16 protein-coding genes and 1 riboswitch are annotated in these 15807 nt (G+C 70.8%); of the genes, 13 read left to right on the plus strand and 3 right to left on the minus strand.

Translation table 11 applies throughout. The annotated features are described in order from the left end of the window. Positions 1-51 precede the first annotated feature (51 nt). From A3CE_RS0132655 to A3CE_RS0132675, 5 genes are all read left to right on the plus strand, one after another. Positions 52-1407 carry a polysaccharide lyase 6 family protein gene (locus A3CE_RS0132655; protein WP_020644311.1) on the plus strand — a complete coding sequence of 452 codons (1356 nt, stop codon included), beginning with the start codon at positions 52-54 and terminating at the stop codon, positions 1405-1407. Positions 1408-1453: 46 nt separating this feature from the next. Then, a complete protein-coding gene (gene mutM / locus A3CE_RS0132660) occupies positions 1454-2323 on the plus strand; it encodes a bifunctional DNA-formamidopyrimidine glycosylase/DNA-(apurinic or apyrimidinic site) lyase (RefSeq protein ID WP_020644312.1) in 870 nt (289 codons plus the stop codon). 58 nt (positions 2324-2381) lie between these two features. Beyond that, a complete protein-coding gene (locus A3CE_RS0132665) occupies positions 2382-2816 on the plus strand; it encodes a helix-turn-helix domain-containing protein (protein ID WP_020644313.1) in 435 nt (144 codons plus the stop codon). 212 nt (positions 2817-3028) lie between these two features. Beyond that, entirely contained in the window at positions 3029-3598 is a 570-nt protein-coding gene (locus A3CE_RS0132670; RefSeq protein ID WP_020644314.1) for a hypothetical protein, read from the plus strand. Further along, complete coding sequence (locus A3CE_RS0132675) at positions 3595-4788, plus strand: MAB_1171c family putative transporter (protein ID WP_020644315.1); 1194 nt, start codon at positions 3595-3597, stop codon at positions 4786-4788. Before A3CE_RS0132670 ends, A3CE_RS0132675 begins: the two co-directional genes overlap by 4 nt. A 68-nt stretch (positions 4789-4856) precedes the next feature. On the opposite strand, the gene A3CE_RS0132680 is transcribed toward A3CE_RS0132675, so the two are convergent. Continuing rightward, complete coding sequence (locus A3CE_RS0132680; RefSeq protein ID WP_020644316.1) at positions 4857-5759, minus strand: SMP-30/gluconolactonase/LRE family protein; 903 nt, start codon at positions 5757-5759, stop codon at positions 4857-4859. Positions 5760-5871: 112 nt separating this feature from the next. Between A3CE_RS0132680 and A3CE_RS0132685 the strand changes: the two genes are divergently transcribed. From A3CE_RS0132685 to A3CE_RS0132695, 3 genes are all read left to right on the plus strand, one after another. Then, positions 5872-6195: a PadR family transcriptional regulator gene (locus tag A3CE_RS0132685; protein ID WP_020644317.1), complete on the plus strand. Its 324-nt coding sequence runs from the start codon at positions 5872-5874 to the stop codon at positions 6193-6195. Next, entirely contained in the window at positions 6192-7388 is a 1197-nt protein-coding gene (locus A3CE_RS0132690; protein WP_020644318.1) for a DUF1700 domain-containing protein, read from the plus strand. Before A3CE_RS0132685 ends, A3CE_RS0132690 begins: the two co-directional genes overlap by 4 nt. 102 nt (positions 7389-7490) lie before the next feature. Then, entirely contained in the window at positions 7491-8483 is a 993-nt protein-coding gene (locus A3CE_RS0132695) for an alpha/beta fold hydrolase (RefSeq protein ID WP_020644319.1), read from the plus strand. Positions 8484-9029: 546 nt separating this feature from the next. On the opposite strand, the gene A3CE_RS0132700 is transcribed toward A3CE_RS0132695, so the two are convergent. Beyond that, positions 9030-9554 carry a YflT domain-containing protein gene (locus tag A3CE_RS0132700; RefSeq protein ID WP_020644320.1) on the minus strand — a complete coding sequence of 175 codons (525 nt, stop codon included), beginning with the start codon at positions 9552-9554 and terminating at the stop codon, positions 9030-9032. Between the two features lie 211 nt (positions 9555-9765). Between A3CE_RS0132700 and A3CE_RS0132705 the strand changes: the two genes are divergently transcribed. Genes A3CE_RS0132705 through A3CE_RS0132720 form a run of 4 tightly spaced genes read left to right on the plus strand, consistent with a single transcriptional unit; the run spans position 9766 to position 13955 of the window. Next, positions 9766-11130, plus strand: coding sequence for a glutamine synthetase family protein (locus A3CE_RS0132705; protein ID WP_211231863.1), 1365 nt, complete (start codon positions 9766-9768; stop codon positions 11128-11130). After that, entirely contained in the window at positions 11111-11824 is a 714-nt protein-coding gene (locus A3CE_RS0132710; protein WP_020644322.1) for a gamma-glutamyl-gamma-aminobutyrate hydrolase family protein, read from the plus strand. Before A3CE_RS0132705 ends, A3CE_RS0132710 begins: the two co-directional genes overlap by 20 nt. After that, entirely contained in the window at positions 11824-13188 is a 1365-nt protein-coding gene (locus tag A3CE_RS0132715) for an aldehyde dehydrogenase family protein (RefSeq protein ID WP_020644323.1), read from the plus strand. The genes A3CE_RS0132710 and A3CE_RS0132715 overlap by 1 nt, the downstream gene beginning before the upstream one ends. Continuing rightward, positions 13188-13955, plus strand: coding sequence for a 3-oxoacyl-ACP reductase (locus A3CE_RS0132720; protein WP_020644324.1), 768 nt, complete (start codon positions 13188-13190; stop codon positions 13953-13955). Before A3CE_RS0132715 ends, A3CE_RS0132720 begins: the two co-directional genes overlap by 1 nt. Here A3CE_RS0132720 and A3CE_RS0132725 read toward each other — a convergent pair. Further along, entirely contained in the window at positions 13952-14143 is a 192-nt protein-coding gene (locus A3CE_RS0132725; protein WP_020644325.1) for a hypothetical protein, read from the minus strand. The genes A3CE_RS0132720 and A3CE_RS0132725 overlap by 4 nt on opposite strands. A gap of 71 nt (positions 14144-14214) precedes the next feature. Here A3CE_RS0132725 and A3CE_RS0132730 point away from each other — a divergent pair, with 71 nt between their 5' ends. Further along, on the plus strand, positions 14215-15513 hold the full coding sequence (locus A3CE_RS0132730) for a helix-turn-helix domain-containing protein (protein WP_020644326.1): 1299 nt from the start codon (positions 14215-14217) through the stop codon (positions 15511-15513). A 158-nt stretch (positions 15514-15671) separates the two neighbouring features. Continuing rightward, positions 15672-15765: riboswitch (glycine riboswitch) on the plus strand. Positions 15766-15807 lie beyond the last annotated feature (42 nt).

The raw sequence follows: 15807 nt of genomic DNA on the forward strand, positions 1-15807 counted from the left end.
TCAGTAGCGTGTGGACATCCGCCGCCCGGTGCTCACTGAGAGGTTTGGCGGATGCGTCTGTTCTTCGTTCCCCTGATCGCGGCGGCGCTCGTCGTCGTGCCCGGACCGCCGGCGTCGGCCGCGCAGATCCGGGTGACTTCGCTTTCGGCGCTGCAGTCCGCGCTGGACAAGGCGAACCCGGGTGACACGATCGCCTTGGCCGACGGCTCCTACTCCGCGGGCTCGACGCTGACGATCAAGCGGTCCGGCGCCACGTCGGCGCCGGTCACGGTCACCGCCGAGCACGTCGGCAAGGCGACGATCACCGGCTCGAAGACGTTCGCCTTCGCGAGCGGCGTCTCGAACGTCGTGCTGCAGGGCTTCAAGTTCCGCAACGGCGCGTCGCTGAGCGTTCCCGCCGGTGCGTCGCACAACCGCTTGTCCCGCAACGACTTCCAGCTCACGAGCGACGGCAACTGGGTCACGGTGAACGGCGACGACACCGAGGTCGACCGCAACGTCTTCCAGAACCGCACCAGCCAGGGCGTGTTCCTGCAGGTCCTCGGGCCGTCCGACGCCATGGCGCAGCGCGTCCACGTGCACCACAACTACTTCTACAACCACCAGTTCTCGGGGTCGAACGGCGGCGAGTCGATCCGGCTCGGGCTGAGCAACCACCAGTCGTACGCGGCGCACGCCGTGCTGGAGTACAACCTCTTCGAGAAGGCCGACGGCGACAGCGAGGCGATCTCCGTCAAGTCGTCGGACAACGTGGTGCGCTACAACACGATCCGCGACAGCCGGGGCTACATCGTGCTGCGCCACGGCAACCGCAGCGTGGTCGAGGGCAATCTGCTGTTCGGTTCGGGCATCCGCTTCCACGGGAACGACCACAAGATCGTCAACAATTACGTGGCCAACAGCGGCGACCGCGCGATCGTGTTCGGCTCCGGCAACGAAGCCGACAGCGGGCCGACGAGCAAGCTGCACGACCGGCCGGACCGCGTGACGGTCGCCTACAACACGGTGCTGGGTTCCCACAGCGTCATCGACGGCGACGGCGGCGACTTCAAGCCGAAGGACTGCGTGGTCGCGAACAACATCGTGAAGGGCACCTCCGGCACGCTCGTGACGATGCCGAGCGGGTCGACGGTCAAGTACGAGGGCAACATCACCTTCGGCGGCACGGCGGGGATTCCGTCGCGGAACGTCGACCCCAAGCTGGTCGAGGACGCCGCCGGGCTCTACCGGCTGGCGTCCGGCAGCCCGGCGATCGACGCGGGTGCCGGGTCGTACTCGTACGCCGCGAAGGACTTCGACCTGCAGGCCCGCACCGGCACCTTCGACGTCGGCGCGGACGAGTACTTCGCTTCCGGCGCGACGCGGGTCCCGCTGACGAAGGCGGACGTCGGCCCCTCTGCCCCGTAGCAGCGCCTTTTCGAGAAGTGTCGTACCCGGCGGGCACAATGGCGGTATGCCCGAACTCCCCGAGGTCGAAGTCGTCCGCCTGGGCCTGCAGGTGCACATCGCGGGCCGGACCATCCGCGAGGCGGAGGTCCTGCACCCGCGCGCCATCCGCCGGCACGCGCTCGGCGCGGAGGACTTCACGCAGCGGCTCACCGGCACCCGCGTCGAGGCGGCGCGGCGCCGCGGCAAGTACCTGTGGCTCGAGCTGTCCGACAAGGAGGCGCTGCTGGCCCACCTCGGCATGAGCGGGCAGATGCTCGTCCAGCCGGAGGACGCGCCGGACGAGAAGCACCTGCGGGTGCGGCTGCGCTTCGACGACGACGGGCCGGAGCTGCGCTTCGTCGACCAGCGGACGTTCGGCGGCCTGGCGCTCGACGACCTGCACGACGTCGGCGACGACGTGCTGCTGCCGGACACGATCGCGCACATCGCGCGTGACCCGATGGACCCGGCGTTCGACCTCGACGCGGCCGTGCGCGCGCTGCGCTCCCGGCGCACCGAGGTCAAGCGGGCGCTGCTGGACCAGACGCTGGTTTCGGGCATCGGCAACATCTACGCCGACGAAGCGCTGTGGCGCGCTCGCCTGCACTGGTCCCGGCCGACCGAAAAGCTGACCACGGCGAAGGGGCGCGAGCTGCTGTCGGCGGCGTCGGACGTGATGAACGCGGCACTGGGCGCGGGCGGCACGTCGTTCGACGCGTTGTACGTCAACGTCAACGGGCAGTCGGGGTACTTCGACCGGTCCTTGGACGCGTACGGCCAGGAGGGCATGCCGTGCTCCCGGTGCGGCACGGCGATCCGGCGGGAGCCGTTCATGAACCGTTCGTCGTTCTCGTGTCCACGCTGCCAGCCGCGGCCGAGGGCGAACTCGCGTTGATAAATGGTGTTCGCCTTTCAGCTAGGATGAATACGCCTGGTAGCTGAGGGAGTGCATCGTGGTCAAGGAGCCCGGCAAGTCGACGCTGGCCGACAAGATCGACCGGCTGTTCCACGTGGTCCGCAGGCCCGATCGGGAGCCGTACAGCAACGAAGAGGTCGCGAAGGCCTGCCGTGAGGCCACCGGCGAAAGCTTTTCGACGACCTACCTGTGGCAGCTGCGCACGGGCCGCCGGGACAACCCGACCAAGCGCCACCTCGAAGCACTGGCGCAGTTCTTCGGAGTGCCTCCGGCATACTTCTTCGACGACGAGCAGAGCACGAAGATCGCCGAAGAACTGGCCTTGCTGGGCGCGCTGCGCGACGCCGGCGTCCGGGACCTCGCCTTGCGCGCGGTGACCCTGTCGGCCGACGGTCTCGACACGATCAGCGACATGATCGACGCCATCGCCCGGAGGGAGGCCGGTCGCGGCGGGGCGAAGAAGGAGAACTGAGGTGGCGGCACGCTGCCGGCGAACAACGCCCCGGCCTTTCGCGGCAGTGGGGCGGAACCGGGCCGATCCCGCGGCGGGCAGGGGACCAAGCGCGGCGAGTCCGCGCGCTACCTCCGTGCGGCTTTTCTCGGCCCCGCCGCGTATCCCCGCGGCGCCCGCCGCGTTGAACCGGCCGGGGCCGTTCGGCCGACGCGTGGTGAGGGAGTTCTGAAGTGGCGCGACCATCGTGGCGGCGGCGATCGAGCCGCACGCTGTGGGAGCGGGCGCGTCAGGTCGCCGACGGCGTCAGCCTGCCCGAACCCTTCGATGCCGAGGCGTTCGTCGCCGGCCTGGCCGCCGAACGCGGCCGCCCCATCGAACTGATGCCTGTCAGCGCTCCCGAGGGCGCGCCGTGCGGGTTGCTGATGAGCACCGAACGCGCCGACTACATCCTCTACCCGGCGAACACGACCGCGCTGCACCGGCGGCACATCCTGCTGCACGAGGTCGGGCACCTGCTCTGCGGCCACACCGGCGCCGACGCCGGCGCCGACGGTGTGGCCATCGACGCCGCGGCCGGGCGGCAGCTGATGCCGCACCTTTCGCCCGAGCTCGTCCGGCGGGTGCTCGGCCGCACCACCTACACCGAGGTCGAGGAACGCGAAGCCGAGCTGGTCGCGAGCCTGCTCGCGCAACGCGTCGTACGGCCCGAAGAACCGCGCGAACCCGGGCCCGGCGTCCCGGACGGCGTACGGCGCTTCGACTCGGTGTTCGGCGGCCGGACTCGCCGTCGTTCGCCGTGATCGAGACGCTGGCCTACCACCTGTGCGTGGTGGGCTTCGCCGGGTTCGGGTACAAGCTGATCGAGGCCCGGCACAGTCAGCCCGCGCGCACGATGTGGCTCCTGGCCGGGTTCGGCATCTGCATCGCCACCGGCATCCTGGTGTTGACGCCGGCGATGGCGGCCCTGGCCGGCCCGGGCCCGGTGGCCGAGTGGGTGCTGACCCTGGCCGGTGACGAGCTGAAGCTGGCGGCGATCGGCTTCGCCGTCGCTTTCACGCAGTCGATGTGGCGGGGCGAACGCGCGAGGCCGGTGCCGCACGCGTTGTTCACCGGAGCGACGATGGTGCTGCTCGCGGTGTTTTTCGCGCTGTCCGAACCGAAGCGCGTCGGCGACGACACGCTGTTCTCGCCCGGCACGGTGCCGTTCGCCCTCGCCGACAAGGTCCTGTTCCTGCTCTACAGCCTGGTCAGCCTCGGCCTGCTGTTCGCGGTGTTCGTCCGCAGCGCGTGGCACGCGGAGCCGGGGCCGCTGCGCGCCGGGCTGTGGCTGCTGGTCGCCGGGGTGGGCACGGCTTTCGTGTGGACGTTCTGGGACGTCGACGACGTCCGGCAGCTTGCCGCGACCGCCCGCATCGGCGCCCGTGAGGACCTGCCGTCGTCCGTGCTCGCCGCGGCGACGATCGGTTTCGTCGCCACCGGGGCGACGCTCAGCGCGTGGTCGCCGGCGGTCTCGTCGGTGCTCGGCCGGGTCCGCGCGTACCGCGCCTACCGCCGCATCGAGCCACTGTGGACGGCATTGCGCGCGGCGGTGCCGGGCATCGCGCTCGATCCGGGCCGCGAGCTGGCGGGTGGCGCGGAGTTCGCGCTGTACCGCCGGGTCATCGAAATCCGCGACGGCCACCTCGCCCTGCGAGCCCACTTCGACCCCGGCCTCCCCGCTCGCGCGGCGGCCGCGGCGCGCGGCGCGGGGGTTCGCGAAGCCGACGTGGCGGCCACGGTGGAAGCCGTGACCCTGGCGGCGGCGATCGAAGCGGGCCGGGCGGGACGGCGGTTCGAGCCGGGGGAGCCGCCCCCGGACCCGTTGCCGGACGCGGACGTCGAGACGGAAGCGGCCTGGCTGGTCCGGGTCAGCCGGGCCTGGCGGCGCGAGACGGTGGTCGAGAGGGTGCGGGCCGCCGCCTCCGCAGCTCCCCAGGTCTCAAGTCCGTGAATGGCACATTGAGGGACGTAGAGTCCCTCAATGTGCCATTCACGGCACTTCAAGCCGGCGCGGTGCCGTCAGCGTGGGTAGCGGGCGCCGTTGACCGTCACCCTCAGCGTGTACAGCGAACTCGACGCCGTGATGAACAGCTCGTTCCCCCGTGCGCCGCCGAACGTGAAGTTCGAGCAGATCTCCGGGATCAGGAGCTTGCCGATCCGGGTTCCGTCGGGGGCGAAGCAGTGCAGGCCGTCGTGGGCCGCGGCCCAGACCTGGCCTTCGCTGTCGACGCGGACTCCGTCGAAGCCGCCCTTGTCGCTCGTCGCGAAGATCTCGCCGCCCGTCAGCGTGCCGTTTTCGCGGACGCCGAACACGCGGAGGTGGCTCGGGTCCTGCCGGGTGTCGGCGATGTACAGCAGTGACTCGTCGGCCGAAAACGCCAGCCCGTTCGGGCGCGAGAAGTCGTCGGCGACGATCCGCACCTCGCCCGACGGGTCGACGCGGTACACGTGACACCCGCCGATCTCGCTCTCCGCGCGGTAGCCCTCGTAGTCGCTGTCGATGCCGTAGCTCGGGTCGGTGAACCAGATCGACCCGTCCGAGTGCTCGACGACGTCGTTCGGGCTGTTCAACCGCTTTCCCTGATACGCGTCGGCCAGCACCGTGATCGAGCCGTCGTGCTCGGTGCGCGTCACCCGGCGGAGGCCCTGCTCGCAGCTGACCAGGCGTCCCCGGCGGTCAGCTGTGTGGCCGTTCGCGTAGTTCGACGGCTGCCGGAACACCCCGACCCGGCCGGTCGTCTCGTCCCAGCGCAGCGTGCGGTCGTTCGGGATGTCGCTGAACACCAGGTACCGGCCGGCCGGGAAGTACACCGGTCCCTCGGTCCAGCGGCAGCCGGTGTGCAGGCGCTGCATCCACTCGTCGCCGTTGACGCGTGCGAAGCGCTCGTCGAGCACCTGAAAGTCCGTCTTCACCAGATCCATCGCCCACTCCTCAACCAGATTCTGTGCAGAGCATGCCTGATGAACGGCCCTCTGCCGTGCGCACTACTGTGCAATGCGTGGTACCGTCCCATGCGTAAGACTGGAGGGTGCAGTGGAGATCAGTCAGCTGCTCAAGGGTGTGCTCGATCTCGCCGTCCTCGCGGTGCTCCGCGAGGAGGACGGCTACGGGTACGACGTCCTGCGAAGACTCAGGAGCGCCGGCCTGGACGAGGTGGGGGACGCGTCGGTGTACGGGACGTTGCGCAGGCTGTACAAGGCCGGCTTGCTCACCTCGTACGTGGTGCCCAGCGAGGAGGGGCCCCACCGCAAGTACTACAGCCTGAACGAGCCGGGCCGCGCGCGCCTGGCGGAGTCCGGCAAAACCTGGCAGAGCTTCGCTTCGACGATGAACGTGCTTTTGGGAGAGGCAGCATGAGCGACAAGCCGACCGCCGTGCGGGTTTATCTGGCGCGGGTCCGCACCGCGCTCGCCGACCTGCCCGCGAGCGAGGTCGAGGAGATCCTCGAGGACGTCCGCCCGCATCTGGCGGAGCTGGAGGCCGAGCTGGGGGAGGGCGCCCGCGTCGAGGCCCTGATCGAACGGCTCGGCACGCCCGAAAGCTACGCCGCCGAGCTGCGCGCGTCCGGCGGGTACCCGCCGGAAGGGGAGGGCACGACGCAGGTGATCGCGGCGACCGCGCCCGGCCTGGCGAAACCGCGGATCGCGTTGTGGGGCCTTTTGGTGAGCGCGCTGGCTCTCGCGCTGCTCGCGTTCGGCGTCGCGGCCGCCGGCCGGGTCGAGGTCCTGGCGGGCCTGCTGCTGGTGGCGCCGGTGTTCGCCGTCAGCCTGGTGCTGATGCTGCGTGGCGGTGTCGCGCCGGTGCTGGCGCTGCCGGAGGTGGCGTGGCTGCGTGCTGCGCTGGCCAAGGGGCGCGAGCAGGACGAGGCCGGCAAGCTGCTGCGCTACCTCGCTTCGCTGAAGCCGGCGTGGTGGGTGCTGTGCGCGTTGGCGCTGATCGCGTTCGGGCTGCTGCTCATGGTGCGGCAGCGGAGCGCGGTGCTGCTGGTGCCGTTCCTGCTCCTGGTGGGGGCCGCGATCGTGTGGGCCGGTCCGCGGGTGCGCCGCGACCGGCGGCTGCTGTGGCTGGCCGTGCCGGTTTCGGCGTTCGCCGTCGGGAGCGTGCTCGGCGGGTTCGGTGCCGTGGCGGACCTCCTCCCCCGCGACCGGACCTACGTCGGCTCGCCGTCCTATTACCCGGCGGAAGACCACTACGGCAACGACCAGCTGAACTACGGCGGCCGCTCGATCGAGAACGTCTACGCCTTCGACGGTGAAGGCAAGCCGCTGACCGAGGTCTACCTCTACGACGAAGAGGGCAGGCCGATCACGCTGACCCGCTACGGCTGTGAGCGCGCGAGCGGCAGCTGGCAGAAGATCGGCGCGGACAACCGGTTCCCCCGGCCGAAGATCGAGCAGGGCGTCACCGACGACCAGGGCAACTACAACGGCTACAACGGCTACCGCGCGGCGTGCCGTGAGGACGCGGGTGTGCCGTTCAGCGCCGCGATCCCGAAGGTGACGGTGCCGTCGTCCACGCCGGCACCGGCCTCGCCGACGCCGACGAGGTAAGCGAGGGGAACGGACGCCAGGAGTGGAGGCCTGGGGCCGCTCCTGGCGTTCACCCGATCCGAACGTCCGCGAAACGTCGCGCGAACGCGGGCGTGTTGAGCTGTGTGGGTGCCGTCACTCACGGAGGTCGGGGCGGACGTCTTCGCCCCGCGCACACGGGTCGTCCACGGGTACGAGCGCGCCTACCGGATGGCCGGGCGCGGACCGGCTCTGCTGTTCCTGCACGGCATCGGCGACGACTCGTCGACGTGGCTGGATCTGCTGGCGTCGCTGGCGGCCGACTTCACGGTGATCGCGCCCGACCTGCTCGGCCACGGCGCATCGGCCAAGCCGCGCGCGGACTACTCGGTCGCCGCCTACGCGTGCGGCATGCGGGACCTGCTGACCACGCTCGACGTCGACCGGGTCACCGTGGTCGGGCATTCGCTCGGCGGCGGCGTCGCGATGCAGTTCGCCTACCAGTTCCCGGAACGCTGCGAACGGCTGGTCCTGGTCGGCTCGGGCGGGGTCGGGGCGAGCGTGCACCCGCTGCTGCGGCTGGCCGCCGCGCCGGGCGCGGGCCTGATGCTGCCCTTGCTCGGGACGCGGCCGGCGCTGACGGTCCTGCGCGGCTTCGCCGAGCTGCTGCGGGTGTCCGAAGGGCTGGGGCTGGGCCCGGACCTCGACTACGTGCTCACCCGTTATGTCCGGCTGCTCGAGCCGAGCACGCGGTCGGCGTTCCTGCGCACGTTGCGCTCGGTGGTCGACTGGCGCGGGCAGGTCGTGAACATGCTCGACCGGTGCTACCTGACCGAGGGAATCCCGACGCTGCTGGTGTGGGGGACGGACGACCGGGTGGTGCCGAGCGGCCACGCGCAGCGCGCGCACCGGGCGATGCCGGGCAGCCGGCTGGTGCTGTTCGAGGGGGCGGGCCACTTCCCGCACCGCTCGGATCCGGCGCGGTTCCTGGAGATCCTGCGCGAGTTCCTGGATTCGACGCCGCCGGCGCGCTACGACCGGGCCCGGTGGGGTGAGGTGCTGCGTTCGGGCCGCCCGCCGCAAGCACCGGACCCGGCGGAGATCCCGGACGCGCCGGCGGTCTCCTCCGGCACCTGAGCAGCCCCCGATTTCCACGCTACCGGCAGGCACCGACGGTTTCCCGGGTCCTCGGCGGGTGCGCCTGGGTTGTCTTGGTCGAGCCCGGACTCGGCCCCTTGCCGGAGTGCGTGGCGGTCGCCGCGGCGATGTCGTGAACGACCCTTTCACCTCGTCGGACGAGGTGAAAGGGTCGTTCAAGTGGTCTGGCGAGTCGCCGATTCGGCCGCTTCACCGCCGTCAGCCGGGCGGGGCCGTGGTTCCGAAGGTCTTGAATGAGTCATTGGGGACCTCGCACGTCCCGAATGACTCATTCAAGACCTCCGAAGACCTGAATGAGTCATTCAAGACACCGCAGCAGCAGTGGTCGCCACGCACATCAGCCTCTGAACTGCAGAAACGACCTTGCCGGGGCCCTGGGGCCTCGGGCGGGTGCCCCGGGTTGTCCACAGGGCCCGGGAACTGTCGGTCCTCATCGGTAGCGTGGAATCGGGGGCCTGCTCGCAACCCCCGGACATGGCGAAGGCCGCCCCGGGGACTCCCAAGGCGGCCTTCCGAGCGACAGCGTCAGTGGCCGAAAGCGCTGCGCGCCGCCAGGTCCGCCAGCAGCGCGCGGCCCTTCTCGGCGTTGCGGGGCTGGGACAGGACGTCGTAGCGGCGGGCGACCAGCTGGCTCTGCGAGATGAACCCGCGCTTGTTGCGGTTCACCGCGTAGCCCAGCGCGCCGAAGAGCAGGTTGAACCCGAGGCCGGCGACGAGGCCGATCGCGATCGGGACCAGTCCGGCGCCCGGGTTCAGCAGGCTGAGCACCAGACCGAGGAACAGGCCGAACATGGCGCCGGACGTCGCCGCGCTGCCGAGGACCTTGCCCCAGGACATCTTGCCCGCGATCCGCTCGACGAGCAGCGGCTCCACGCCCACGATCGTGACGTCGGTGACGGGGAAGTCGGTGCCCGCGAGGTGGTCGACCGCGCGCTGTGCCTGCTCGTAGGACTCGTACGAACCGATCGGCCAGCCGGTGGGCAGGGTCGGCAGCTGGGGCCGGGCCTGCTGCTGTCCGATCGTGGTCTGCTGCGTGAATGCTGTGGTCATCGATCTCACCTCTCTTGCCCCCTTCAACGTGCGAGCGCCCTGGTTTCCTCCCGCGCGGGCGAATTCACAGACTCTTCTCAGCCGGGCAACCCGGACAATTCAGCCACGATCGCAATGGCTCAGAAAAATACCTTTTCTCGGGTTGACCTAGCCTACCTCACCGGGTAGGAAGGACCCGCAAAGGATTCATACCAAACCTTTGGGGCGACGGATGGCACGCAGGCGAGGCATGCTCACGCTCGACGAACTCCGGGCGCGCGTGGACGCGGGCACGATCGACACCGTGCTCGTCGCGCTGACGGACATGCAGGGCAGGCTGCAGGGCAAACGCTGCTCGGCGGAGTTCTTCCTGGACGAGGTCGTCAGCCACGCCACCGAAGCCTGCAACTACCTCCTGGCCGTCGACGTCGACATGAACACCGTCGACGGCTACGCGCTCTCTTCGTGGGACAGCGGCTACGGCGACTTCGTGCTGCGCCCCGACCTCGAGACGCTGCGGGAGATCCCCTGGCAGGAGGGCACCGCGCTGGTCCTGGCCGACGTCGAGCGCGTGCAGGGCGGCCCGGTCTCGGTGTCGCCGCGGCAGATCCTGCGCCGCCAGCTCGACCGCCTCGCCGAACGCGGGCTCGCCGCCTTCGTCGGCACCGAGCTCGAGTTCATCGTCTTCGACGACACCTACGAAGCCGCCTGGGACAAGCGCTACCACGGCCTCAAGCCCGCCAACCAGTACAACGTCGACTACTCGATGCTCGGCACCGCCCGGCTGGAGCCGCTGCTGCGCCGCATCCGCAACGAGATGGCCGGCGCCGGGCTCTACCCGGAGTCCGCCAAGGGCGAGTGCAACCCCGGCCAGCAGGAGATCGCCTTCCGCTACACGGACGCGCTGAGCACGTGCGACAACCACGGCGTCTACAAGAACGGTGCCAAGGAGATCGCCGCGCAGGAGGGCAAGAGCCTCACCTTCATGGCGAAGTACAACGAGCGCGAGGGCAACTCCTGCCACATCCACATCAGCCTGCGCTCGGCCGAGGGCCGCGCCGTCCTGGCGGGGGACAGCGAGCACGGCTTCTCGAAGCTGATGGAGCACTTCCTCGCCGGCCAGCTCGCCGGGCTGCACGAGCTGACGTACTTCTTCGCCCCGAACATCAACTCCTACAAGCGGTTCGTGCCCGGCAGCTTCGCGCCGACCGCGATCGCCTGGGGCACCGACAACCGCACCTGCGCGCTGCGCGTCGTCGGCCACGGCGAGTCGCTGCGCGTCGAAAACCGCGTGCCCGGGGGCGACGTCAACCCGTACCTCGCCGTCGCCGCGCTGATCGCGGCCGGCCTCCACGGCATCGAGAACGAGCTGGAGCTGGAGGAACCCTTCACGGGCAACGCCTACAACTCCGACCGCGGCACCGTGCCGACCACCCTGCCCGAGGCCGCCGCGGCCCTGGTCGGCAGCGAGCTGGCGCGTTCGGCGTTCGGCGAAGACGTCGTCGAGCACTACCTGAACGCGGCGAAGATCGAGGTGGACGCGTACAACGCCGCCGTCACCGACTGGGAGCTGATCCGTGGCTTCGAACGACTCTGACGACCGGCCCGTCATCGGCCTCACGAGCTACCTGGAGCCCGCCAGGTTCGGCGTCTGGGACACCGAAGCCGTGCTGCTGCACCGGGTCTACGTCGACTGCGTCGTCGCGGCGGGCGGCATCCCGGTGCTGCTCCCGCCGGTGTCCGACGGGTACGGCCGGCTGATGTCCACTGTGGACGCGCTGGTGCTCACGGGCGGCGCCGACGTCGAGCCCGCGCGCTACGGCGAGGAACCCCACCCGGCCACCTACACCCGGCCGGAGCGCGACGCCTTCGAGTTCGGCCTGTTCGAAGCCGCGCGCAAGGCGGGCAAGCCGGTCCTCGGCGTGTGCCGCGGCCTGCAGGTGATGAGCGTCGCCCTCGGCGGCACGCTCGCCCAGCACCTGCCCGAGTCCGCGGGCACCACCGAGCACCAGCCCGCCCCCGCGACGTTCGGCCGGGGCACGGTCACGCTCGCCGACGGCAGCCGGGCGGCGTCGATCCTCGGCCCCGAAACCAAGACCCTGTGCTACCACCACCAGGCGATCGATCGGCTCGGCGCCGGCCTGGAAGCAGTCGGCTGGGCCGCCGACGGCACCGTCGAAGCCGCGGAAGTGCCCGGCGAGTTCACGCTGGGCGTCCAGTGGCACCCCGAGCAGGACAGCGACGACGTCCGGCTGTTCCAGGCTCTCGTCGAAGCGAGCAAGGAGAAGTGATGACCACGTTCGACGTCCGGAACCCCGCCACCGAGGAGGTGGTGCGGACGGTTCCGCTGACGAGCGCCGAGGAGACCGACGCGGCCATCGCCCGCGCCCAGGCGGCGTTCCCGGCGTGGCGCGACGTCACCCCCGGCGACCGCGCGCGCCTGCTGCGGCGCTTCGCCGACGCCGTCGAGGCCGACATCGAGCACCTCGCGCGGCTCGAGGTCGAGAACTCCGGGCACACCATCGGCAACGCTCGCTGGGAAGCGGGCAACGTCCGCGACGTGCTCAACTACTACTCCGCGGCGCCGGAACGCCTGATCGGCAAGCAGATCCCGGTGCCGGGCGGGATCAACGTCACCTTCCAGGAGCCCCTGGGGGTAGTCGGCGTGATCGTGCCGTGGAACTTCCCGATGCCGATCGCCGGCTGGGGCTTCGCGCCCGCGCTCGCCGCCGGGAACACCGTCGTCCTCAAGCCCGCCGAGCTGACGCCGTTGACCGCCATCAGGCTGGCCGAACTGGCGCGCGAAGCCGGCATCCCGGAAGACGTCTTCCAGGTGCTGCCCGGCAAGGGATCCGTGGTCGGGCAGCGGTTCGTCGGCCACCCGGCCGTGCGGAAGGTCGTCTTCACCGGCTCCACCGAGGTCGGCAAGCAGATCATGGCGGGCTGCGCGGCGCGGGTGAAGCGCGTGACGCTGGAGCTCGGCGGCAAGAACGCGAACATCGTCTTCGCCGACTCCGACCTGGAGAAAGCCGCGGCGACCGCACCCTACGGCGTCTTCGACAACGCCGGCCAGGACTGCTGCGCGCGGTCGCTGATCCTGGTGCAGGCGAGCGCGTACGAGCGGTTCATGGAGCTCCTGGAGCCCGCGGTGCACGGCGTGGTCGTCGGCGACCCCGCCGACGAGAAGACCGAGATGGGCCCGCTGATCTCGGCCGCGCACCGCGAGAAGGTCGCGAGCTACGTGCCGGACGACGCGCCGGTCGCGTTCCGCGGCAGCGCACCCGCCGGGCCGGGCTACTGGTTCCCGCCGACCGTCCTCACCCCGCCCGACCTGCGGCACCCCGCCGCGGCGGAGGAGGTCTTCGGCCCGGTCGTCGCCGTCGTGCCGTTCACGGACGAGGCCGACGCGATCCGGATGGCCAACGCGACCGAGTACGGCCTGTCCGGGTCGATCTGGACTCGCGACGCCGGCCGCGCGTTCCGGGTCGCGCGTGGCGTCGAAGCCGGCAACCTCTCGGTGAACTCGCACTCTTCGGTGCGCTACTGGACGCCGTTCGGCGGCTTCAAGCAGTCCGGCCTCGGCCGCGAGCTGGGCCCCGACGCCGCGGCGGCGTTCACCGAAACCAAGAACGTCTTTCTGAGCACGGAGGAGTAATGGTCCAGCGTTTCGAAGGCCGCGTCGCGGTCATCACCGGCGGCGCGAGCGGCATCGGGCTCGCCTCGGCCCGCCGCCTGGCGAGCGAAGGCGCGAAGGTCGTCATCGCCGACCTGTCGCCGGTCGAGGGCAAGGCGGTCGCCGACGAGATCGGCGGCGCGTTCGTCCAGACCGACGTCACCGACGCCGAGCAGGTGGAGAACCTGTTCCACACCACGGTCGAGCAGTTCGGCTCGGTCGACGTCGCGTTCAACAACGCCGGAATCTCCCCGCCCGAAGACGACTCCATCCTCACCACCGGCATCGAGGCCTGGGAGAAGGTCCAGCGGGTCAACCTGACCTCGGTCTACCTGTGCTGCAAGGCCGTCCTGCCGCACATGCAGCGCCAGGGCCGGGGCTCGATCATCAACACGGCGTCGTTCGTCGCGGTGATGGGCGCGGCGACGTCGCAGATCTCCTACACCGCGTCCAAAGGCGGCGTGCTCGCGATGAGCCGCGAGCTCGGCGTGCAGTTCGCGCGGGAGAACATCCGCGTCAACGCGCTGTGCCCGGGACCGGTGAACACCCCGCTGCTCAAGGAGCTGTTCGCCAAGGACCCGGAACGCGCCGCGCGGCGGCTGGTGCACGTGCCGGTCGGCCGGTTCGCCGAGCCGGCGGAGATCGCGGCCGCGGTCGCCTTCCTGGCCAGCGACGACGCCAGCTTCATCACGGCGTCGCAGTTCCTCGTCGACGGCGGTATCTCCGGCGCGTACGTCACCCCGCTCTAACGGCGCGTCTTGACGCCGTAGACCTCCCTCAGGAACTTCCAGGCGGCGTTGAGCCGCTTGCGTTCTTCCGAGAGGAGCGCTTCACGGCGGCGGAGCACCCGGGTGGCGACTTCGGAGGCCAGGAAGGCGCCGGCGGCGAAGGTCAGCACGCCGACGATCAGGGTCAGGGCGACGATGGTGGTGGTCATGGTCACAGCGTCGGGCGCTCGTGGGCGATTCGTCCCTGCGCAAAGCTAGCCGGTTTCGTTAGCTTTGTGAGGTGACGCACTGGCGCGCCGACGAGTGGGCGGAAGCGGTCCGGGCCGGCATCCGGGCGCGGGGGCTGTCCCTCGACGAGGCCGCGCGCCGCATCGGCGTGCCGACGTCGACGCTGCGCAGCTGGATCGAGCACCGGCACGCGCCGAAGGTGACCGTCTTCGACCACTGGGCCCAGCTCGCCGAGGTGACCGGCCTCGGCGAGGCCGAGCTGCTGCGCGTCGCCGGGGTGCTGCCCGGCTCGCTGGCGTCACCGGTGCACGTCGCGCAGGCGGCGAAGGCGCTGCGGGAGGGCATCGACCAGGCCGGGCAGTTCCTCCGCCAGGCCACCGTGCTGGTCTACTCCTCGCCCGGCACGCAGGTGGCGAACGCCATCGCCGCGTCGCCGATCGACTGGGAGATCCGGATCCGGTCGGCCACCCGCGGCGACGAGATCCGCATCACCTACCACCACTACGTCGGGATCGTGGCGCCGCGGGACCTGCCCTACGACGACGCCGAGGTGCGCCGCATCATCGAGCACGATGTCCTCGGCGAGCTGTGGCGGCCGCTGGGGCTGTACTGGCGGGTCGCCGAGGTGCACGACTGGCACGAGCCGCCCCGGCTGGTGATCCAGGTGCCCGAGCAGGAGGCGACGCGGCCGCCGTCGCCTTCGCCGATCGTTGCCGCACCGCCGGTGGTGGTGCTGTCGCCGATCTGGGGATACGGCGAGCTGCTGGCGTCGCTGGTCGCCGACGGCCTCGGGTTCGGCAACGTCGACTTCCGCTACTTCGGCCTCCCCGACGCGATGGCCGACCGGGTCCGGATCACCGCGCGGGAGCTGGCCGAGCCCGCGCCGCGGCTGGTGCACTCGGTCCCGCCGATCATGCTGCTGCACGGCCTGGCCGTGCCCGACCTGACCGGGCGGCTCCCGGTCGTGGTCCGCTACGGGCCCCGCATGCGCGCCCGCGCGGCGCGGATCTACCGCGAGGCGCTGCTCGAAGCGGGGTTCGCCGACGCCTTGGCCGGCGCACGCGCGATCGAGGAGGCGGTCTCGGCCGGGCTCCCGCCAGGCTGCGCGTACTACGAAGTGACGCTCGCCGACGAGGACGTCTTCGACGGCGACCGTCCTTCGCTGGACCGGCTCAACGACTCGGTGGCGTGGCACGCGGAGCAGATCGTCGAGCAGGTCCTGCTGGGCGCGGGGCACCCGCCGGTGCCTCTGGGCGGCCCGTTGAAACGCCTGGTCCTGCCCTCCGGCCGGGTCCGCCGCCCACCGCCGCTGGCCGGCCAGGTCGTCCGCCGGGTCGCCGGAACGTCATGAACGACCCTTTCCTGTCGTCCGGCGTCATGAACGAGTCGTTCATGACGTCCGGAGCAGGGTCGAGAGCCGGTCGAGGGGGGTGTGGTGTTGGCCGGGTGAGGTGGACGGACCTCGGAAGCGGCGGGTACCGTAGCCCGCACAACTGCAGATCGGGCCGTCGAGCCGAGGCGGGAGAGCCCTCACGAACGTGGTGGGGCACCGAAGGAGCAAACTCCCCGGAATCTCTCAGGTACCCGCTACCGCTTCGCGCGAGGCCACTCTGGAAAGCAGGCGCACCCGCGTCTCACCCAAGGT

It is taken from the genome of Amycolatopsis balhimycina FH 1894, from assembly GCF_000384295.1.
In the GTDB taxonomy this organism is placed as follows: domain Bacteria; phylum Actinomycetota; class Actinomycetes; order Mycobacteriales; family Pseudonocardiaceae; genus Amycolatopsis; species Amycolatopsis balhimycina.